Origin of the sequence: Sulfurisphaera tokodaii str. 7, from assembly GCF_000011205.1 — an archaeon.
Taxonomy (GTDB): Archaea; Thermoproteota; Thermoprotei_A; order Sulfolobales; family Sulfolobaceae; genus Sulfurisphaera; species Sulfurisphaera tokodaii.
Window position 1 is genome coordinate 1958994 of sequence record NC_003106.2, and the last position, 20837, is coordinate 1979830.

Here is a 20837-nt window from a genome sequence, read left to right on the forward strand (position 1 = left end):
TGATATATTTGTTAATTAGTTAAGACAAAGTTAATTTTTGATGATATTAACTAATGCTTTTTTAGTAAGTTATGTTATTATAAATCTGTATTATTTGTGCATTGAATTATACTAATATAATAGAGAAAATTATAATTAGCAAAGGACACGTAATAGACATAATACTAACTGAAGATTTCTTTTTAATGAACAATAAAAATAAGGAAGTAAATTCAAAGTATTTGTTAGTTCATGAAAAATACTATAACTTTTTTATGGTAAGGGAATTTCCTTAAACTACTAATCATGAAAAGAATCTGTAGCAAAACTTTATCTATTTACGACTTCATTACGATTTATTATTACAGATAACTACCATAATGGTTATACTAAAACAGAACGCTAATTTTGTATTTAGCTAATTAAAAGCGTGGATTTGACGTAAAATATCACTCAGCGTATGTAGAGCATTTAGATCCCCATGTTTTTACTATTGTATGATTAAAGAACCTCGTCTCGACACACTAAGTTTGTTAACTTATAGCTCTTAAAATAGTGGATACGAACTTTAAGCCACGCGGTAAAAAGCCTTCTATGATTCTAATCTCGTCCTCACTAATTATCTTAAATAATTTGAAGACAGAGATGATAACAACTACTATTAGGAAATCCATAAAAACTGGGTCAACAATTATTTCATAAGCACCGATAAGAGGAGTAATTGAAAGGAGGATAAGTTCTTTCTTAGCCGGAATGAAAACTGAGGTTCTAATTGCATAAAACAGAACAAAGAGAGAAGAAATAGTAGCTACAATAATCTGAGATATAGCCCCTCCCATTATCCCTATTTTAGGAATCAACAAATAGGAAGTGAGCACTACTAGGCTACCGTTTAAAACTGAGAGGATGAGAAAAGGTCTCAAATCCTTCTTAGCCGCAATAATGAAATTAGTTAAGGATCCAATAGAAAACGGGATGGTAGTTGAAATTAAAAGTATTATAAATACTTCAAGTCCAGCCTTATATGCCGGAAAGAAGCGATTAATTACTATCTCACCTATGGGAATAGAAATTATTACAGCAAGAAAAGTTAAGAGCGATAGAAGTCTAAAGGAAAGAGAAGACATCTTTTTCTCGTCTTTTCCTAAAGCTTTGTAAAAAGACGCTGTTGGTAGTAAAACGTTTCCTAAAGCTCCTAAAATCATCGAAGGTACTCCGGCTACTAACGCAGAAAATTGATAAATGCCTAGGTAATAAGAACCCAACAAGTATGCTGTGGTTACTCTATCCCCTTGAGAAGAAAAGAAACCAGATAAAGAAGAGAGATAAAGAGGTAGACCTTCCCTGAAGTGCTTAAAGAGAAAGGCAAAGTCTGGAGAAGGAAAGACTAATCCGACTTTTCTGCTCAGAAATGCATAATTCATAGAGACTGAAATTATCCCTCCTAAAGTCCAAATCTCGATGAAGAGATAGATATTATGTAAAAGTACAGCGATTATTGATATTCCCCACCTTATAATTAGAAAGAGATTTCCTGTTATTGCTGATTCAGTGAACATGTCCATCCCTATAATTATTGCTGTTAATACGTTATTAAGGAGATAAAGGAAGAGATAAGGTATTGCTAACTTAACGTAATTTGGGAAAATGAGAAGAATGAGGAAAAATGGAATAGCCAGAAAGGGAAATGAGAGAAATTTTCCTATTATGCTCTTATTTACTTCTTTTCTTGCGTAAAGGTATGATATTTCCCTTGTTATTATTGCACCAGGAATGAAGTAAAAGAAGGCCGACGTAACTACTTCGAGGAGTTGGATTATTGCAACTTTTCCGAAGAATGCAGGGTTAGAAATTTTAGCAGTAATAATAAAGAATATTAAAGCAACTATGACATTAGTAGTAGTCACGCTGAGGCTCTTTAACGCATTCTTTATTGGATTCATTCAGTTTAGGTCTTCAGAAGTAAAATATTAAAGCTTTTCTCTAGTAGCCTTAGCTTTTTAAGGTCAGTTATGTTTCATAGTGTAACATTAAGCTGTAAATCCTCTTCCTAATATTCCAAACGTATATAAGACTATCAGTTTAACTCCTTCTTCATAAAGATTGGCTAACTTTAGGTTAATGGCGCCACTATTCCACACTCCCATTTATTTACTAGAAACTCATTTTCAGTTCACTACAAGGTTTATTAAATAAAAAAGATCTTATTTTAATATTTTTAAAATTTTACTGTACTATCTAACGGTTAACAGAAGGAGGACTTGATTAGAATTTCCATAATTTGAATCACTAGTCCAGCTTTTTACTTATTTAAATTTTTACTCCATATAAAATAAAACTTTGAGTGAAAGTTAACTACATCAATAAGTGGTTAGCATTTATAGGAAAATCCTTGCAGTTTAAGGGAACCTTAAAAACTTTTTAAAAATTAGCCAAACAAAATATCGGATGAATACAAACTCATTACTCCAAGAGTATTACAAGACACTTCAAGAAGCATTACAACAAATCTTCACAGCCTTGACTAGCGTGAGAAAAGACACACTAACAAGACTAGTACTAGGAGGAGTTATGGGTGGGACAGCAACAGAAATAGCACAAGCAGTAGACATGGACTACGAGACAGTACTAAAAAACCTTGACAAATTGGCAAACATAAACCTGATCAAAATAGTAAAAGAAATAGTAAAAGACCACCCAGTACAACTAATAATAGACGACACACACAACCACAAAGCAAGAGCACTACCAGTATCAAGAAACGGAACACAAGCCTTTTACTGCAGAGAACACAAGAGATACGAGCCAGCAATACAACTCCTCCTAATAACACTAAAAGACTTGAGGACAAACGAGGCCTACATAGTAACAATAATACCATACATACCACAAAAAGTTGCCGAAATACTCAAGGAAAGGGGAGAAAAAGCAGAATACAAAACAAAAATCCAACTATACCTAGAAACACTACCAACAATCCTAAACGAGTACAACGTTACCACCATCTCATTCGACTCATGGTACGTAAACTCAAAAACCCTACTACCTAACACTACCGGGGAACTCAAGGCAAACTCACGTGTTGTCGAGGGTGGCAGACATGTGCCAGTTGCCGAGTTCCCCGAAGGGGAATACCTAGTAGAATACCTAGGTACCCCCATAAAACTACTCGTAATAGACAATTATAAAGGCATGGGAAAAAGATACTTCTTCTCGACCAACACAAATGACACACCAGAAGACATAATAACAACATGGGAAAACCGTTGGGATATTGAAGTAGTAATTAGGGAGCTAAAGGCTCTAGGCTTAGAGAAGAGCTCTTTCCTCACATGGGTTAGGAACAAGGGTTTCATAACCTTGAAATCCCTCTCCCTCCTCTTAGTTCTCTCATTTAAGTATTCTCTTGGCTTAAGCTTGGGAGCCAAGAGAATATCGAGGATGATAAAAAGTATTTATCAGTCTTTGGGTGGGATTAAGAAACTGTTTAAGAGAAGGAAAAAGACGTAAAATGCTAAAGTGGTTTATAATGCATTTTAAATCCAAACGAAAATGCTAGTTTATACATTCCATATGGTAATCTTTTCACTATCTTTGAAACACCTTTGTCTAAGTTCAATCTATTTATAGAAATATACGACGAGTTTATAATATCTTCTAGTGTAGATCTTATTACTCCTACATACTTAAGTCCTCCTTCACTTATCATCCCAATGAAATCTCTCTCATTAGATCCTTCAGAATTTTCGACTAGTATTACATTAGCCCTCTCATTAAGAAACTTACAAATATTCAAATAAAACTTTCTATGTAACTTCCAACTTTCATCATAAACTTTTAATAACGTAATTTGATCATATTGAACGTAATTTTTAAGCGTATTTTCATTAAAATGTGGAGGATTACTTACTACCAAATCGAACTTTTCATTATCCGGTATTCCGTCCAACACATCTGAAACATAATACCTTACCTCTTAACTTGGTTTCCTCTATTGTCATTTTAACGTAATTAATAGCTTCAGGATTAATATCAGCAACTACCAATTCCTCACAGAGATTATGCGCAAGTAAAGAAAAACCTATAAATGCCGGTCCAGAAAATGCCTCAAAACACGTTTTTAATTTTCCTATAAGCCTCTTTATAATAAGTACGTAAAGTTGACCGAAAGAAGTTCCTCCCCCATCTAACTTTTCATCATAAAATATTTTTATTCCCCTAACACTGAACACTTTCATCATCTCACCTCTTATATATTAACCATCCTTGCATATACATTGCATCAAAACCTTTTAAAGCGAAGCTCCTCATGGCGTCCTGTGGTGTCTCAACTAATGGTTCACCGGCGAGGTTAAATGAGGTATTCATTATTAGCCCCTCACCCTTAATATCCTTGAACGCCTTAATCAAATCATACCAAGTCTTATTCTGATCCCTAGTTACAGTCTGTGGCCTAGCAGTCAAATCAACATGACAAGTGACCGGAACACGCTTACACACCTCCTCATCCTTATAACGTAGCATCAGTATCATGAACTCGTGGGAAACGGGATCTTTAAAGTAAGTGCCTTTGTCCTCATCTAGCAAAGACGGTGCTAATGGCCTCCACCACTCCCTACCCTTAATATCGTTGACCAGCCTCCAGTACTCCTTCCTAGTCGGGTCAGCAACAATCGAACGATTACCGAGTGCCCTAGGGCCCAACTCAGCCCTACCTTGATACCAAGTTACAATATAACCCTTAGCAACTAAGTCAGCAACAGCATTAACATCATCACCAACATACTTAGCCTTAAACTTACTATCTTGAACAACCTTCTTAATCACATCATCGTCATATTCCGGCCCTAGGTAAACGTTCTTCAGCCTTTGTCTCTTCATTTTGCCTCCCAACACATGCTCATAAACGTAAGCTGCAGCACCTATTGGCCCACCAGCGTCATTAGCAGCTGGAAAAATAAACATATCATTGAAGATCTTGGCGTAATGCAACTCCATATTAGCCTTAGCATTTAAAGCTACTCCTCCAGCTAAGGCAACTTTATCCTCACCCGTGTGATCTTTTGCCCACTTTGCAGTAGCTAAAACAGCCTCCTCAGTTACTTTTTGAACAGCCCAAGCAATGTTTACTGCATCTTGATTCAACTCACCACGGGGATCCCACTTAAGTTTACCACCTATAACCTTTTCAGCTATTTTACTATAGATAGCTTGATATATAATCTCATAATATTTTCTTCTTCTTATAACTTTATCATCTGAAATGTAAAATGGGATGCCATCATCTGAATTAATATTAACGAACGATCTTAATCTATCATAATATAGAGACTTTTTACCGTAAGGTGCTAATCCCATTCCTTTTCCAGGACCTTCCAGTCTTTCAAAAGATATCCCTACCATCATAGCCTCATAAAGAAATCCTAATGAACCATAAGAGGAGTACATAGATAAAATTTTCTCGAATTCTCCATCTTTTACCTTCCATATAACAGTAGCCTCGTACTCACCTGAACCATCTAAAGTGATTACAGTAGCAGAGTTAAAGCCAGAAAAATAATACGCTGAGGCTGCATGAGCTAAATGATGAGGCACAGAAAAAATTTTTATTTCTGACGGTATTGTTTCATGAGATTCTAAAATAGCTTTTGTAATAACTCTTTTGGCTAATGGTAAGAAATCTCCTCTTAAGTAACTCCATATATAATTATGTAACTCTGTAACTCCTACCAGCCCATGCATCACTGATATCTTCATAGTAAGATCGAAAAAACGATGTCGAGCTTCACTTGGAAGTCAGTATGGGAATCTCTTTTTTAGCGTAAAAAACGAGATGAATAAAATTCAGAAAAGAGTCAGAAGAACGCTAATTTTTGTAGAAAATTTTGTATATTAGAGGGCGGACCTTAACATATGAAGGGGAATGAAGACAAAGGGACTAAATCCTACAATAGGGACTTCGTCCGGTCCGCCCTCAAACTAATCTACACCTTTCTAACTAATATACTTTTCCCCGAAGAACTCCTCAAAACCTTACTTAAAGCTAGAGGAACCTACTTGAGTAGGCTTGGGAACGAGGGGAGGAGAGCATTAAAGCTCTTGAACAATATTGATGTTGATGATGTTAGAAAGGCATTAAGGGAGATGGGTAAGAAAGTCTTGAGGGAGACTAGGAATAGGAGAGTTGCTATTGACCTCCATTCCCAACCACAGTACCACAAGGATAAGAGTTTATTGAGTAGGATTAAGCCTAATAAGGGTACTTCTTGGGGTCTCGCTCAAATTGCAATTTTCCTCTTGAATAGGAAGAGTATTTTCCTTGATGTTTTACCTATAACTGTGAAAAATATTGCTGAGGATTTTAAGATGGTTATGCAAGTTGTTTTGGAGGAGTTGGACAAGTTTGATCTTAGGCTTGTTAGGGTTTATGCTGATAGGGAGTTTGCGGTGAATGAGGTTATTAAGTTTCTCTTGGGTCTTGGCGTGGATTTTGTTATTACCGCTAGGTATCAGATGTACAAGAAGTATGAGGATAAGTTGAGGGATGTTGATATTACTTATTGTGGTGTTAGGTATACTGGTTTTCTTTGTGTTAGGCATGTTAGTGGTGCTTATCTTGTTATTTTGAGGAAGGGGGATGGGATTATAGCTTTTCTTGTTAGTGGTGAGGTTGATGTTAGGACTGCTGTTGTTTTGGCTGAGGATTATAGGGAGAGGTGGGGTGTTGAGAATGCTTTTCGTTCGCTAGAGGAGTTTAGGGTTAGGACTAGGACTTGTGATGTTAGGAAGGAGTTGGTTCTTATTCTCCTCTGTTATTTTCTTTTGAATGTTTGGTTTTTGGTTCGTTCTTGGAGGAGGGTGAGGTTGTGGGAGTTCTGTCAGTCTCTCGTTGATTTTCTAGTCCTCAAGGAGATGAGGGAAGTTATTACACAAGGTTTACCTCAAGTTGGGGAGTTATTTTTCGTGAACTTCAGCTGACTCTATGCAACCCTTTTTAACCACGTGAAATTAATTCAATATTTCCTCTTTTTTTAATAAAAATTGATTTAATTATACTCTATATTATAAAATATATGTGGTCTTATTTGAATGGTACTGGTTTTGCTCAATTTTGGCTAATGTTATCATTTATCTCAGAAAAAAGAGATTCCCATACTGAAGTAGAGACAGATCCCAGTTTATTGCATAAGCGTCAATATCTTTTGGTTTAAATCCCATTTTCTTTAGAAATCTAAATGCTTGTATAAGTGCATTTAATGGCGGTTCTAATGGTGAATGTTTGTGTCTTGTGTATCTTTCTTCTTCAACAGCGAATATAAGCTCACCGTTATATATGACTGCAACTGCATGATCATGTTCTAAAGGCCAGTTAAAACCTATTACTATCATTTGGTAAGATTATATGTTTTGCTATATAAGCTTTACTAGGAATAGCAGTTATTCTACTTTCTCTTGGTAATATAAGATTCTCAGTACTACAGATAAAATTTTTAACTTTAACCCTAGACCCCAAATTCATTTTACAAAAACAATTCTAAGGATAATTATCAATTATATTGAAAAAATTTAGTAATTAGAGAAAAAGTTAAGGTGGATGGAGTGGTATTACCTTAAGGGAAGTAATACCTGACAATACCAGCCTCCATCCACAAACACTTGCACAAATCAAGAAAAAACACTTTCTATCATAAAATTCAAGGGTAGAAAGGCTGAAGAAGCCAAGCGAACACTTGTCATAGTAGCGCTAACAAATGATTCGGTAGAAAACAAGGCTAAGGAGTTTAACATATCACCACAAACAGTTAGAAACTATGTCAGTATGGGAATCTCTTTTTTCGTGTAAAAAATTAGATGAACAAAATTCAGAAAAGAGTCAGAAGAATGTTAATTTTTGGAGAAAATTTTGTATAAGCGAGGGCGGACCTTAACATACGAAGGGGAGTAAAGACAAAGAGACGAAGTCCTACAATAGGGACTTCTTCCGATCCGCCCTCAAACTAATCTACACCTTTCTAACTAATACACTTTTCCCCGAAGAACTCCTTAAAGCTTTACTCAAGGCAAGAGGAACTTACTTGAGTAAGCTTGGGAATGAAGGGAGGAGAGCATTAAACCTCTTGAACAATATTTATGATGTTAGGAAGGCATTAAGGGAGATGGGAAAGAAAGTCTTGAGGGAGACTAGGGATAGTAGAGTTGCTATTGACCTCCATTCCCAACCACAGTACCACAAGGATAAGCGTTTATTGATTAAGCCTACTAACTTCTTGGGGTCTCGTTCAAATTGCAATTTTCCTCTTGATTAAGAGTATTTTCCTTGATGTCTTGCCTATAACTGTGAAAAATATTGCTAAGGATTTTGAGATGGTTATGCAATTTTGGAGGAGTTGGACAAGTTTGATCTTAGGCTTGTTTATGGTGATAGGGAGTTTGCGGTGAGTGAGGTTATTCTCTTGGATCTTGGCGTGGATTTTGCTATTACCGCTAGGTATAAGATGTATAGGAAGTATGGGGACAAGTTGGGGGGTGTTGATATTATTTATTGCGGTGTTAGGTATACTGGTTTTCTTTATGTTAGGCATGTTAGTGGTGCTTATCTTGTTATTTTGAGGAAGGAGGTTAATAAGAAGGGTGAGGAGGATGGTATGATTATAGCTTTTCTTGTGAGGTTGATGTTAGAACTGCTGTTGTTTTGGCTGAGGAGGGGTGGAGTGTTGAAAATGCTTTTCGTTCGCTAGAGGAGTTTAGGGTTAGGACTTGTGATGTTAGGAAGGAGTTGGTTCTTATTCTCCTCTGTTATTTGGTTTGTTCTTTGGGTGAGGTTGTGGGAGTTCTGTCAGTCTCTCGTTGATTTTCTGCCTTAAGGAGATGAGGGAGGTTGTTGCACAATGTTTACCTCAAGTTAGGGAGTTGTTTTTCGTGAACTTAAGCTAACTCTATGTACCCCTTTTTAGCAACGTGAAATTAATTCAATATTTCTTTGTTTTTCTAATAAAAATTGATTTAATTATACTCGATGTTATAAAATATATATGGTCTTATTTGAATGATACTGGTTTTGTTCAATTTTGATTAATGTTATTATTAGTCTCTGAAAAAAGAGATTCCCATACTGACGTGTAGCATTTATAGGAAAATCGTTACATTTTTACGTGACGTTGAACATAAGTAAGAAATATTGTCCTATTAACTGAAAAATTCTTTCTGATAAACTAAATAGAGTAAGGGGGTAAATTCAAAGTATTTATTAGTTCATGAAAAAACATTATAACTTTTTATGGTAAGGGAATTTCCTTAAACTACTAATAGGAGGTGTACTAGGTTTGATGAAAATCTTTAAGCTGCGTTAAAGTAGAACAACTGTTATAAGTATAATTAAGTTAATCAATCTTAAATATGAGAAGGCCCTAAAGTAGAGGGTTTATAGATTAATGACAGTCTATTTGTCTTAGCAAGAATAATATAGCTGAACTCTAAGTCAAATTTGAAATAGTTCTTTATTATCCTTATCAAGGTCTCCTATAATTCCGTATCTAATAGCTCTCAAAGCCCACTTAAACCCCTTACTATAACCTAGAACCTCACATAACACAAATAGATCTCCTATTATTATTTTCCAAAAATTAGGATATATTCTTCTTCTTATCCATAAGTATACATCATTACGTAACATGAGATAATATCGCAAGAAACTTGAGTAGTAAGAGTAGTACTCAAATTTTTTATTTTTATTATTTTTATGACGTAAAGTATACAACGTATATAATGCAGTTAAAAACAACTTCCCACAAAATCTAGAGAATTGTCTTAGTCCTTCTCCGGGCTTATGTAATATCATTCTCTCTTTATATACTAATGGTAATACGCCTTGTCTCCTTGCTCTATAAGTATATTCAAGATCTAATCTATCTAAAAATAGATTTTCTAAAAAGGGATTTTTTCCTATATAGTCTATACGTACTATCATACCGCTATTTACGATTATCTTAGCATTGTAAAAATTAGAGTCAGATATCTTCTTCTCTATGGCCGTATTATCAATGTTAATGCTTAATATTTGTGGATCAATACCCTTAGCCTTTAGTTCTTCCGCTTCCTTCACAACTTTATTTGGATTAAAATTATCTAATATTACTGTGTCTTGATCTAGAAACATTAGATACTCTTCTCCTATTTCCTTAGCGAACTTAGCGGCATAATTATATGCTTTACCTAATCCATAATTTTTATCAAATTGAATAAAATAATCTGTAGATTTTAATTTTTCTAAGGGTTTTCTTGAATGATTATCTATGATAAGTATTTTATAATCTTTGCTTTTCTCTTTAATTTTAGAAACCATTTCAGTAACAAATTCCTCATCTGGGTTGTAAGTAACTATTGTTATAAGCATCTATTATTAAATATTACCAATTATCTTAATAAAATTAAGGTAAGAGAATATGGATCCATTTATTTCAGTTATAGTAACAGCATACCAGTACAGACCTTATATTATAGAGGCCTTAGAAAGTGTTGTAAAACAAGATTTGGATAAGGAGAAATACGAGGTGATAATAGTTACTAACTATGATGAGAATCATATTTCTAAGTATTTACACAGTAGCTGGAAATTTATTCAATCCAAAAACAGATGGATAGGGCCAAAAGTTTTTGAAGCACTCAAAGAAAGCTCTGGGGAAATTATAGTCTTTCTAGAAGATGATGATTTATTTGAAAGTAATAAGCTAAGAGTAATATATAATATATTCAAAGAAAAGTCAAGGCTCGGCTTTTATAGGCATAAGGTTAAAATTATCAACGAGCACGGTAAGGAGGCAAAATTATCTGATGCTTTATATAATTCACAAAAAATTCTAATTAATAAACGTCAATGCGATCTTAGAACTGCGTATCTTACGGTTTATAAAAATAGAAGTGGTTATGCATCAGTTTCATCTATGGCAATGAGCAGGGAAATCTTAGAACAGTATTCAGATTACTTGAAACAGATTCGTTTAGCAATTGACTCATTTTATCTAACAACTAGCTTTTTATCTAAATACGATATGCTATTTGATAATATAGTCCTTGGAAAATACAGATTGCAAAAACAATCTGGAACTTCATACTTAATAGATTTAAATGGTTTTATTGATCACTATTTCTTTGAATATTCAAATATATGCAAAGATCTCCAGATAAATTATAGATTGGCTAAAGGCTCTGACATTGAAGAATTTATGCTTCACGATTACTTATTTTCAAAAGTATTATACAAACTTTTTATTAACCCTACTAATAAAAATAACTATTATTATGATAAATGTTGTAAATTAAGCTTTTATGAAGTAGTAAGGATTTTAAATAATCCGTACGCTGAAGATACTCTTAAAAGGTTTATATTAGGAATAGTATCATATCTTCCATTTAAATTAAGGAAAATGGTTCTAAGAAAAATCTATGACTTTAGATTGAACATGTATAATGAATTATTTAGTCATTAAATATAATCAAATTCCATTCTCTTTATCTAATCGTATTGCAGTACATTGATAAAACTTAAAAATTAGACGGAAACAATAGTTTTAAAATGTTAAGTTTAAGAAAAATTAAGGTTTCGTTTTTATTACTTTATATAATACCCTTTATAATTGATAGTATACTATTATATACTTATTTAAATGGAGGAATAATATACTGGCTAGACTCAAATTTTCCTTTCAATCCCGCTTTATGGATCCGCAAAATCCTTTTTTACTACTGGAACGACCCTTTCTTTCCTGGGGCGCCACTTGCGTATAGCCAAGACTCCTTATTTACGGGGCTCATTATTTTCCTATTAGTTAATGTGCTTCATCTATCCTTAGAAATGGCTGAATTTTTTTATTTATTGATTTTTATTTATCTATCTCAAGTAGGATTTATCAGTCTATTAAGGATTATTCTAGGTCTTCTCGGTAAAAGGTATAACCGCAATCTTATTTTTATAGGCGGATTAGTAGGAGGGTTTATATATTCGTGGGGATTTTATTCTTATACGCCACCTATATTAGGGGTTAATTATCCGTTTTTCATCTTATATTCACTTTTTCCTATAGCTTTGTATCTAAGTTTAAAGTACATATTCGATGAGAAATTTGTTTCTATAACGTTAATTGCTTTATATCTAATTCTTCTGAGTGGTACTCAATTTTCTGCATTTACATATTTATTATGGGTTATAATAATATATACGACAATCATAACGTTTATCTGGATGTCTATTCGAAAGCCTTCTTTTATTCAATTTATTATAAAAAATGTAATTATAATATTTATTACAGTTATAGCTGGATTAGAACAGCTTTACCAAATATATAATGCGTCGTTAGGAGCATTTTATGTAGGCGTTCATGACAAGTTTTTGGGAAAACCGATAGTTATATCAGAAACAAACGCACAATACAATAGTTTCCCTTTAACTTCTTTTATATCTCTTTATACACCAGAAAAATATGAAATAGTTGGAGCATTGCTATTTGCATTAGTACTCTCTTCACTTCTTTTTACAAGAGATAAATCTAGCAGATTTTTCTCATTACTTCTATCTTTACTGCTAATTATCGGAGGAGCATCTAGCGGTGTGATAAACGTTTTACCTTTATATTCATTGCATTCAACCCCAATAGGTTTCGTTATAATAGGGCTAATGTATGGTATCCAGCATATTTTTTCTGGTTTTCCAATTTCCTTTATTGGAAGTTTATCAATAAGTTATTTGATTCCCCAGCTCTTTGAATATTTTAAGAGAAAGCGAAATTATATAAAAGCACTCTTATTATTAATCATTTTACTTATACCCTCATTATATGTTTATTCGAACTTCGAAACCGCATCTCTTCATACTGGGATTAGAGCATTCAATTTGCCGGTTAATGCTACCAATATTTTCTATCCACCTCAACAATTGATAGATGTAGGTAATTATCTTTCTGCACATGATGGTTTCTATAATGTAATTGAATTTCCAATGCAATATGCGGGGGGGATGTATGATGATAATGGAACAAAAGCAGTATGGTACACAATTTATCCTCTTTCAGACTATATAATGGGACAAATAATAAAATCACCAGCTTCAAACGTGGTTTATCCTATTTATCTCTACTTTCCCAGTTTTAACCTGAATAACGTAACCAACTATTTCGTATTATTAGGAGCAAAGTACATTGTTTTGAATAAACAAGAATACCCTGCACCAGGAGTTCCGTTAGGCCACGCTGGAGGATATCCATGGAATTATACAAAATTTATTGAGGTTCTATCTCATACACCTAATATCAGTTTAGTAATTGAAAACAGTTATTATAACGTATATGTAATAAACCTCAATGTTAGTCTACTCTACCCGTCAGAGGGAATAGTAAAAAATGTCAGCTATTATCACTTATTCTTTCTTTATGCTGATAATACGCTAAAAGCACAAAAGCAGAGTATAATTTATGGGCTAGGAGCAGTAAATATAACGAATATATCTGGTGTCCACATTAAAATCCTTATTGATTACTGTAATGAGATGTATACTGTAGAGGTCAACGCTCCTAGACCTTTCTATCTGGTGTTTGACGAGGGATACTCTCCACAATGGACTCTATATATCAACGGTAAAATTAACGCCAGGCATTATATGGCAAACGGATATGCAAATGCTTGGTTAATGCCTGCAGGAAATTATACAGCTGTAATTCAGTTAAGAATTATTCCTACTATTCATGAGTATTTTATTATATCATCTTTAGGACTAATAATAATATTATTAGTATTTATTTTCCAAAGATTCAGAGTATTTGATAAGATAGTAAAGAGAGGCTGAAATACCATGAAAAAAATCATAATTATGGCAGATTCTAATCTGGACTTTGGCGGTGGCGAGTATGTGGAGACTAAGTTATTGCAAGGTTTTAAAAATAAATATACAGATAGTATTCATGTAATATATAAAAATCATGATTGGAATTTTATAATCAATACGTTAAATAATCTTAAAAGGACAGAAATTAGACTAATTTTTGACCTAGATTACTGGCCTATTAGTTATGGCCAGTTAAAATTCATCTATCATAACTTTAGAATGAAGGAAATTAATTTCCTACTTGGTGAAAGCTACTATTATGCTAAGAAGCTGAAAGTAAGAAACGCTGTGCTTATTCAGGGTGCTGGACTAAATAAAATTAAATTAGGCATTCCGCTTAACGTATTAAACTATCTAAAGGTTAAGAGAAATTTTCCTATCGATGTATTTCTTAATGGTAAAAACAAATTTTACTACATTCTTTATAAAGGTATTAGGGAAAGTATTATATCAAAGATAATTAAATATTCGGGGACTATAGCTCGCGCATACGGAGTATCTAAAGGACAGCTAGATTCTTTAGGTCTAAGTAAGTCTAAGAAAGCTAGAGTTATGGATCCTCCATTAGCTGTAGATAAAGATTTAATAAGCAAACGGAAGGATTATGAGAAGAAAAAAGATTACCTAGTATTCTATGCTAGACTTATTCCTTTAAAGGGAATTTTGGAGATCCCTTATATACTTAAAGAGATAATGTGGATTGGTAATAATAAGGAATTAAAGTTAATAATAATGGGGAAGTTTCCAAATGATTCATTGAAAGATCTCTTTTTTAATCTTGTTAAAGAATTGAGATTAGAAGATAATATTGTTTATAAAGGTTTTGTACCTAAAGATGAATTACTTAATATTGTTTCTGAAGCAAAATGTGTAGTATACCCTTCACATGAGGATTCGTTTTCACTCGCAATTCTTGAAGCCTTAGCTGTAGGAACACCAGTAGTTGCCTACGACATCCCTGGTCCTAGATCCGTTTTCGGCGATTTAAGCGCAGTAAGATTTGTTGAAGAGTTTAATATAAGGCATATGGCAAGGGAAGTCACAAACATTTTAAGAATGAAGGAGGACGAGTACAATTCACTTATTTTCAATGATAAAATGGAAAAATTCCTTGAGAAGCACACAAATTGGGACTCAGTAATAGAGAATTATTATAAGGATTTAATGAGTCTTTAGTCCTTATAAGCATAAAGTTTACCTAAAATGAGCTTTCCAAATGTATTATGACATAGAACAGGTTTACTTACCTTTACTCTGAATCCAGCTTTCTCAAGCTTTTTCTTTAGTTCATTATAACCGTGATGATATTCCATAATTATCTGAGAAAAATACGCTAAAGTTGTCTCATCCTCACGTAGTATAAAGTCGTATTCGCAACCCTCACAATCGATCTTTAGTACGCTTCCTTCCTCAATCTGAAATTTTTGTATTATACTCTTAAGCGAATAGGAAGGAATTTTAGCACCATTAGCTACACGAATTAGTGGAGTAGGGCCTCCGCCTAAACGCGGGTCAACTAGCATAGTCTCATCCTTTCCGCAAGCAGCATTTACAATTAAAACGTTTTCAATATCATTTAACTTTATGTTTTGCTCAGCAATTTTCGCTATGCTCGGATATGCTTCGAAAGAAATTACACGCTTTGCACCTTTTAATGCAAAATATATTGAAGAATCCCCTATAGCTGCTCCACAGTCGATAACAGTCTTTCCTTTTACGTCTGCTAATTCATAATCTTCGTTTACAAAAACTCCTATGAAATCTCTTGCTCGGTAATTTCGTAGAATTACTTCATGGTCATTATAAATAAGTTTAACCATATTTTCATCGATATCAACTACATTAATTTTTTACCTTTTTTCTGGCTAGATATAAGAATGCATAATATGATGTAATTTTATACACTCTACTTGTTATCACAACTTTCTCATGGCCTTTTAGCTTAGCTTCAAAGGGATATTTGCCGAATATAGTCCTTAGTCCTATAATAAAAGGATTACTATATGACTTCATAATAAGAGGAATAAGATTATATGGGTATCTGTTAAAGTTACTAATAAGTACTTTCTTAAAAGATGTATAACCCATTATAAAAAAGTTAAAAGCTTTTGATTTTTATATTTTTGTGTTGAAGACTACAGTAATAATTACCGCATATAACAGAAAGGAATTCATAAAGAATGCTGTAAAATCTGTATTAGAAAACTCTCAAAGACCTACAGAGATCATAGTAGTGAAGAACTTTAAGGACAATGATATCGACTCTTTTCTCGATGCTAACGATGTGATTAATATGTATTCAGATGATATAACGCTTGGGGGAAAACTGTCACAAGGTATTTCCCAGGCCTCTGGAGACATAATATTCTTTTTAGAGGATGACGATCTATTTAGTAAGGAAAAGATTGCAGAAGTTTCACAAAAATTCAGTAAATACAAACTTGGTTTTTATCACAATTCTCAACTGATATTTTATGACGAGAAAACGATAATGAACACTGATACTCAAGACTTTTTATATTATGATAAAGTGAATTCAGAGAGGAAGGTAAATTATCTATTTCATAAACTTAAGGCCGGATTTAACGTCAGTTCCATAGCTGTTAGTAGAGATCTCGCAGTTAAATGTAATAGTCTATTAAAAAATGTCAAGATAACAGCGGATACTTTCTTATTCTTTTGTGCTATAGAAAATGAACTACCTATAATGGTTGACTTAAGGAAATTGACCTACTACAGAATCTTAAGGAGAAAAAGTGCTTACGAAAACCTAAATATCTCGCTATTTAAAATGCAATACGAGGACGCATTGTATTTTAAGAGCATATTTTCTAAAGAAATTTTAAGAAACCTTATTAAAATAATTATTGAACAGCGTGAGATTCTCTATAAGATTCTCTCTAAAGAAGTTACTAGGAAAGAAGCGATAATTTATACTTTCAGAATGGTAAAAGATTTAGTGTATTTTCCTAGCAAATGGAACACTTTTCTTCTTGGACTTAGTGTTTTATCTATTTTGTCGAGGGAGACAACTAGAAATATATTCATAAAAAAGATTTATAGTAATTCCATATTTTCTTGATTAATCTAGCTTTCACCTTTTATTTTTAATCAAGATATTTTATTATTAAGGATAATATAATAACTAGATATATTCTCATCTCTTTAGATTCGTTGCAGCCCTAAGACCTTTAAATAAAGAAAGTGCATATGTTACCATTTCTTAATATGCTTACGAATAACTTCATACTCAAATAATAAGTTGTAAATACTACTACTAAAACTGTATATTAATGCAATGTACTAAACCACTTAAGGTTAATAAACTTTTTATTTGGAAAGCTAGGTTGGGTTTAATTAAGAGTATATTATTCGATGTTAAAGGTAAAGGAAAGTTAAAAAGCTTTCAGATGATGATGAAGAATATATTTTAAGTTATAAGGGCATAAAATTTATCCTTACGTCCCGTCATGGATTAGGTCTACTCTCTATACCTTACTATGAACCCCGTGTTTATGATGTTATATTGTCGTCAAGAGGCAATGTATTTATTGATATTGGGTCTTTCGAAGGAGGATATGTATTATTTACATATAAAAATTTTAAGGAAATTGTTACCGTAGAACCTTCTCCAGATAACCTTAAGATTTTTAGAAAAGAATATACGTGTAAATAATATAAATAACGTTAAGATAGTAAACAAAGCCGTATCTTCTAAAAGAGGACGGGTCAAGCTTTACTTAGCAGATAATCCTTATAATTCCAGTATCGTCTTTAACTCGAACAGATACGTAGAAGTAGAAACGATAACTTTGGACGAACTTTTATCGCCCTATGATTCGATAGACCTCATTAAAATAGACGTGGAAGGAGCAGAACTGGACGTTATAAAATCTGGCATTAATCAGCTTCATAAGGTTAAGAAAATCGTAATGGAAGTAAGAAATCAGTATGAAAGCGAGATAGATAGTACCCTTATAAAAGAGGGTTTTAAGAAATGCATATTAGAGGATAGGGGTCACGAGAAGAACATATTATATTATGTAGGAGAGTAACAATTTAGTCTGATTTCTTATCGAAAAGAACTCAGCTCTTTTCCTGCAATTTGAAATTATCTCTTCTGAGTAGCCCTCGTTATATACCCTCATTGTTAATTTATAGAATTCCTCCTCATCTGAGGCAAGCCATCCAGTCTGCCCGTCTATAATTGTCTCTGAAGGACCTCCCGAATACTTAAAGGCTATGACTGGAGTTCCAGAAGCCATAGACTCTACTGGGATGTAACCATAATATTCAAAATCTACAGAATAAAGCGTAGCTAAAGCGGAAGAGTACAGATCCCTTAATTCTTCGTCTGAAACTTTCCCAAGATACTCTGCGTTTGGGATCTTATATCCTATAACTTTCATCTTAATTTTTTCAGCAATTTTAGCCAGTAACTCTACGTGTGAGGGATAGCCCCTCTTTAAGATTGCTAACACGAATCTTTCCTTGCTCTTAGAACTTTTAAAGAAGTCTACGTCAAGTGGCGGGTAAACAACACCTTTAGGACTCCTATTATAAAAGAGGGAAATATAGACTGCAGATGTTCTGCTGTTTGCCAGAACTAACTTGTACTTTTTAATATAGTTTGAAAATTTAACGATATTACGCCACAAGAATGGTGAAGCAAAAGTTGATATCAACTTATTCTTTTTGTAGAAAGGTTCCCAGAAGAATACACTGATAAGAACTCCTTGGTTCCAGTAAATTAAATTCTCCTTAAATTTAGAGAGAGGTATCAAATCATCAGTAGAAACTATATAAACTCCGTCCTCATTAAGGTATTTTTTAAATTTATTTAAAGGGAAAGAATAACCGAGCAGAATACTAAAAGATGAGAAAGATCCCAACTCTTTTTTAAGATTAATAACTTCTACTCCGTTTATTTTATTGTTATTCATGGAACTATTAAGCGTGATAATTACCGGCTCGTAATTACTTAACTCTCTTATCCCTCTTGCGAAGTTTAATATTGCCCTACTAGCTCCATCTCTTTCCTTAAGATGACTTGCGAGGAAAAAGACCTTCAAAGATCATTCCCTCTTAGCATATATAAATCCTAGGTTCTTTAACGTATGCTCTACCCTTATCTTATAACCGTTTTTAGATAAATTTTTTACAACGTCCTTATAGTCACTATCCCATTCTATGAGTAGTTCTGGTATCTCCTTTATAAAGGGAGAAATAAGTCTCTCGCAGCCATCACAGTCTATCTTAGCATCATCAAAAGGACCATAATCTTTTATTAATCTTTCCCAGCTGATGAAATTTTCGTTATCAACAGTGCCAACTCCCTTATCTACTACGATAACGTTGTTAATTCCGTTTGTCCTTAAGTTCTCCCTCATTAGCTCGATTTTCTTTTTATCTATTTCAACAGCAACAACTTCTTTAGCACCCATGGTTGAAAAATAGATAGAAGAATCTCCTACTCCAGCCCCTATGTCCAGAACTCTTTTTCCCTTGACGTTTATTCTCCAGTAGTCAGAGAAAGAGTCCCCAGGGTCACTTAATCTCCATCCTCTTAATGTAATTTCTCTACCGTTAAACGAGAATTTCACCGTATTGCAGTCGAGCTCTATTATTCTTAGCCCCGCTAATAGAACTGCTTCATTAGGTGTAAGATATAAAGTCTGTCCATTTCTTAAAGTACACTTTATTCTCTCTCTATGAAGATAAATACCAAGCATTACTGAATACCAGTTCTTGAAAGTCGTGCTGTAGTGTTTAATAAGTTCTAGCATTCTTTTAGGAGGAATAAACTCCATCTTTGTTAATTCCTCATGAGCTCTTATAAATATTGAGGACGTTTCTGTTACAGGTATTTAGCAAGTTCAAAGAATAACACATTAAGTCTTAATTAAATATTTCATTACTAAACCAGCAATTTCTCCGCGGAACCTATTAAAATAGATATCCGAGCATAAAGGGAATTCCCCTAGTTATATAAAGCAAGTAGAGGAGGAATTTATTCCCTTTACAGATATTCCTCTTCTTTCTCGAAATTTGTGTCAAGTTGGTATAAGGAGTTCCCTTTAACACTTTCACACTATTTCCGTATCTGTGGTATTTCTTTATAATATCTAAAAGCCTAGCATCACCGTAATGCATTATCAACTTATCCTTAAGCACAAAAACGTCTTCGCTTATCTTACTGGCTTCATAATAGATTAGTTCATGATCTGGGAAAATTATCTCGTTAAACTTTTCCTTTAGATTTTCTCTTAGAACCTTAAATGTCTTTTCTAGAATTTCTCTTCTGAAAAGCCTAGGTAATGCGAAACCTTTTATAGCCTCAGGAATATTACATTCCATTATATTCTCCTTATCAAGGTTAGCAAGTCTTATCCAGAAGGAGTTCCCAATCTCTTCCTCCCCTATTATTATCATATCATGATTTAATAAGGAGAGGATAGCTAACGCGTCCTTCCTTAAAACTCTGGTTTCATCTAGCAGGAGTTCATACTCTCCCCTAGAGTTACGATGAGCTAAGTATCTAGCTTTAAGAAGCTTTACCTTTTCTTTTATCTCTTTAAACCCATATTGACGTATAAGGTCTGAGACATTCTCGTCAGATGAGGAATTTACTATGATGACCTCGAAATCTTGAAAAGATTGATTTCTTAATGACTCAAAGAGCTGCTTTAGGTATTTTCCGTGCAGTACTGGAATTTCTATTGATATCATTATTAATTAGAGAACTATGCTTTAAAAACTCTACGTTTAGGAAATAAAGTGTGATTTACAGACTAGTTTTTATTATTCCTTAAAATTAGATAGTTCTTCAAGATGAATACGTAAATATTACATTTATTAGAAGATCATTATATCGATTAATTCTCTCTTTGAAGATAGACGATAAGAGTCAACTGACTGAAGAAATTTCATAATTTAGAAGTGTGTTCTTAAAACATCAAGTACTAAAAAATTAGTTAATATTTTC

At 33.4% G+C, this 20837-nt stretch carries 17 protein-coding genes and 2 pseudogenes; 9 read left to right on the top strand and 10 right to left on the bottom strand.

The genetic code is table 11. From position 1 onward, the window contains the following. Nucleotides 1-512: 512 nt before the first annotated feature. The gene (locus STK_RS10835) at nucleotides 513-1922 is read right to left on the bottom strand and encodes a lipopolysaccharide biosynthesis protein (protein WP_010980022.1); all 1410 of its coding nucleotides are present in this window, start codon (nucleotides 1920-1922) and stop codon (nucleotides 513-515) included. Nucleotides 1923-2427: 505 nt separating this feature from the next. Here STK_RS10835 and STK_RS10840 point away from each other — a divergent pair. Continuing rightward, nucleotides 2428-3489, top strand: coding sequence for an ISNCY-like element ISSto10 family transposase (locus STK_RS10840; RefSeq protein ID WP_010980023.1), 1062 nt, complete (start codon nucleotides 2428-2430; stop codon nucleotides 3487-3489). A 4-nt stretch (nucleotides 3490-3493) separates the two neighbouring features. On the opposite strand, the gene STK_RS15740 is transcribed toward STK_RS10840, so the two are convergent. The 3 genes from STK_RS15740 to STK_RS10855 are packed head-to-tail and all read right to left on the bottom strand — an operon-like array spanning nucleotide 3494 to nucleotide 5721. Continuing rightward, nucleotides 3494-3931 carry a hypothetical protein gene (locus STK_RS15740; RefSeq protein WP_010980024.1) on the bottom strand — a complete coding sequence of 146 codons (438 nt, stop codon included), beginning with the start codon at nucleotides 3929-3931 and terminating at the stop codon, nucleotides 3494-3496. After that, nucleotides 3909-4217: a hypothetical protein gene (locus STK_RS15745; protein ID WP_232616474.1), complete on the bottom strand. Its 309-nt coding sequence runs from the start codon at nucleotides 4215-4217 to the stop codon at nucleotides 3909-3911. The genes STK_RS15740 and STK_RS15745 overlap by 23 nt, the downstream gene beginning before the upstream one ends. A 4-nt stretch (nucleotides 4218-4221) precedes the next feature. Next, nucleotides 4222-5721: a carbamoyltransferase C-terminal domain-containing protein gene (locus STK_RS10855; RefSeq protein WP_198429690.1), complete on the bottom strand. Its 1500-nt coding sequence runs from the start codon at nucleotides 5719-5721 to the stop codon at nucleotides 4222-4224. Between the two features lie 171 nt (nucleotides 5722-5892). Between STK_RS10855 and STK_RS10860 the strand changes: the two genes are divergently transcribed. Continuing rightward, on the top strand, nucleotides 5893-6957 hold the full coding sequence (locus tag STK_RS10860) for an ISH3-like element ISSto8 family transposase (RefSeq protein WP_010980027.1): 1065 nt from the start codon (nucleotides 5893-5895) through the stop codon (nucleotides 6955-6957). A 150-nt stretch (nucleotides 6958-7107) separates the two neighbouring features. On the opposite strand, the gene STK_RS10865 is transcribed toward STK_RS10860, so the two are convergent. Beyond that, nucleotides 7108-7368 (bottom strand): carbamoyltransferase N-terminal domain-containing protein, encoded by a 261-nt coding sequence (locus tag STK_RS10865; protein ID WP_010980028.1) that lies wholly within the window; start codon nucleotides 7366-7368, stop codon nucleotides 7108-7110. 283 nt (nucleotides 7369-7651) lie between these two features. On the opposite strand from STK_RS10865, the pseudogene STK_RS14970 reads away from it, so the two are divergent. Continuing rightward, a pseudogene (locus tag STK_RS14970) lies at nucleotides 7652-7795 on the top strand (DUF4322 domain-containing protein); the annotation flags it as partial. Nucleotides 7796-7910: 115 nt separating this feature from the next. Then, nucleotides 7911-8913: pseudogene (locus tag STK_RS14610) on the top strand (ISH3 family transposase); the annotation flags it as partial. Between the two features lie 544 nt (nucleotides 8914-9457). On the opposite strand, the gene STK_RS10875 reads toward STK_RS14610, so the two are convergent. After that, nucleotides 9458-10372, bottom strand: a complete 915-nt coding sequence (locus STK_RS10875; RefSeq protein ID WP_010980031.1) for a glycosyltransferase — start codon at nucleotides 10370-10372, stop codon at nucleotides 9458-9460. Between the two features lie 49 nt (nucleotides 10373-10421). Between STK_RS10875 and STK_RS14615 the strand changes: the two genes are divergently transcribed. The 3 genes from STK_RS14615 (at nucleotide 10422) to STK_RS10890 (ending at nucleotide 15028) form a co-directional block, all read left to right on the top strand. Then, the gene (locus STK_RS14615; RefSeq protein ID WP_010980032.1) at nucleotides 10422-11465 is read left to right on the top strand and encodes a glycosyltransferase family A protein; all 1044 of its coding nucleotides are present in this window, start codon (nucleotides 10422-10424) and stop codon (nucleotides 11463-11465) included. An 86-nt stretch (nucleotides 11466-11551) separates the two neighbouring features. Continuing rightward, complete coding sequence (locus STK_RS10885; RefSeq protein WP_010980033.1) at nucleotides 11552-13813, top strand: hypothetical protein; 2262 nt, start codon at nucleotides 11552-11554, stop codon at nucleotides 13811-13813. A 6-nt stretch (nucleotides 13814-13819) separates the two neighbouring features. Then, a complete protein-coding gene (locus STK_RS10890) occupies nucleotides 13820-15028 on the top strand; it encodes a glycosyltransferase family 4 protein (RefSeq protein ID WP_010980034.1) in 1209 nt (402 codons plus the stop codon). Here STK_RS10890 and STK_RS10895 read toward each other — a convergent pair. After that, nucleotides 15025-15672 (bottom strand): FkbM family methyltransferase, encoded by a 648-nt coding sequence (locus STK_RS10895; protein WP_010980035.1) that lies wholly within the window; start codon nucleotides 15670-15672, stop codon nucleotides 15025-15027. The two genes, STK_RS10890 and STK_RS10895, sit on opposite strands and share 4 nt — an antisense overlap. Nucleotides 15673-15977: 305 nt before the next feature. On the opposite strand from STK_RS10895, the gene STK_RS10905 reads away from it, so the two are divergent. Together STK_RS10905 and STK_RS14975 are read left to right on the top strand one after the other, a co-directional pair. Next, nucleotides 15978-16934 (top strand): glycosyltransferase family 2 protein, encoded by a 957-nt coding sequence (locus tag STK_RS10905; protein ID WP_010980036.1) that lies wholly within the window; start codon nucleotides 15978-15980, stop codon nucleotides 16932-16934. Between the two features lie 553 nt (nucleotides 16935-17487). Continuing rightward, nucleotides 17488-17907, top strand: coding sequence for an FkbM family methyltransferase (locus tag STK_RS14975; RefSeq protein WP_084742671.1), 420 nt, complete (start codon nucleotides 17488-17490; stop codon nucleotides 17905-17907). Here STK_RS14975 and STK_RS10915 read toward each other — a convergent pair. The 3 genes from STK_RS10915 to STK_RS10925 all read right to left on the bottom strand — a co-directional run bounded on the left by STK_RS10915 (nucleotide 17887) and on the right by STK_RS10925 (nucleotide 20581). Then, entirely contained in the window at nucleotides 17887-18924 is a 1038-nt protein-coding gene (locus tag STK_RS10915; protein ID WP_052846685.1) for a glycosyltransferase, read from the bottom strand. The two genes, STK_RS14975 and STK_RS10915, sit on opposite strands and share 21 nt — an antisense overlap. Nucleotides 18925-18927: 3 nt before the next feature. Further along, a complete protein-coding gene (locus STK_RS10920; RefSeq protein ID WP_010980038.1) occupies nucleotides 18928-19662 on the bottom strand; it encodes an FkbM family methyltransferase in 735 nt (244 codons plus the stop codon). A 136-nt stretch (nucleotides 19663-19798) separates the two neighbouring features. Beyond that, entirely contained in the window at nucleotides 19799-20581 is a 783-nt protein-coding gene (locus STK_RS10925) for a glycosyltransferase family 2 protein (RefSeq protein WP_010980039.1), read from the bottom strand. Nucleotides 20582-20837: the final 256 nt, after the last annotated feature.

What these genes read in the sequence shown, in the direction of transcription:
- STK_RS10875 (WP_010980031.1), bottom strand. Translation starts at nt 10,372, where the DNA reads ATGCTTATAACAATAGTTACTTACAACCCAGATGAGGAATTTGTTACT.
- STK_RS10865 (WP_010980028.1), bottom strand. Translation starts at nt 7,368, where the DNA reads ATGATAGTAATAGGTTTTAACTGGCCTTTAGAACATGATCATGCAGTT.
- STK_RS14615 (WP_010980032.1), top strand. Translation starts at nt 10,422, where the DNA reads ATGGATCCATTTATTTCAGTTATAGTAACAGCATACCAGTACAGACCT.
- STK_RS10890 (WP_010980034.1), top strand. Translation starts at nt 13,820, where the DNA reads ATGAAAAAAATCATAATTATGGCAGATTCTAATCTGGACTTTGGCGGT.
- STK_RS10895 (WP_010980035.1), bottom strand. Translation starts at nt 15,672, where the DNA reads ATGGTTAAACTTATTTATAATGACCATGAAGTAATTCTACGAAATTAC.
- STK_RS10840 (WP_010980023.1), top strand. Translation starts at nt 2,428, where the DNA reads ATGAATACAAACTCATTACTCCAAGAGTATTACAAGACACTTCAAGAA.
- STK_RS10920 (WP_010980038.1), bottom strand. Translation starts at nt 19,662, where the DNA reads ATGGAGTTTATTCCTCCTAAAAGAATGCTAGAACTTATTAAACACTAC.
- STK_RS10885 (WP_010980033.1), top strand. Translation starts at nt 11,552, where the DNA reads ATGTTAAGTTTAAGAAAAATTAAGGTTTCGTTTTTATTACTTTATATA.
- STK_RS10835 (WP_010980022.1), bottom strand. Translation starts at nt 1,922, where the DNA reads ATGAATCCAATAAAGAATGCGTTAAAGAGCCTCAGCGTGACTACTACT.
- STK_RS15745 (WP_232616474.1), bottom strand. Translation starts at nt 4,217, where the DNA reads ATGAAAGTGTTCAGTGTTAGGGGAATAAAAATATTTTATGATGAAAAG.
- STK_RS10860 (WP_010980027.1), top strand. Translation starts at nt 5,893, where the DNA reads ATGAAGGGGAATGAAGACAAAGGGACTAAATCCTACAATAGGGACTTC.
- STK_RS10925 (WP_010980039.1), bottom strand. Translation starts at nt 20,581, where the DNA reads ATGATATCAATAGAAATTCCAGTACTGCACGGAAAATACCTAAAGCAG.
- STK_RS10855 (WP_198429690.1), bottom strand. Translation starts at nt 5,721, where the DNA reads ATGCATGGGCTGGTAGGAGTTACAGAGTTACATAATTATATATGGAGT.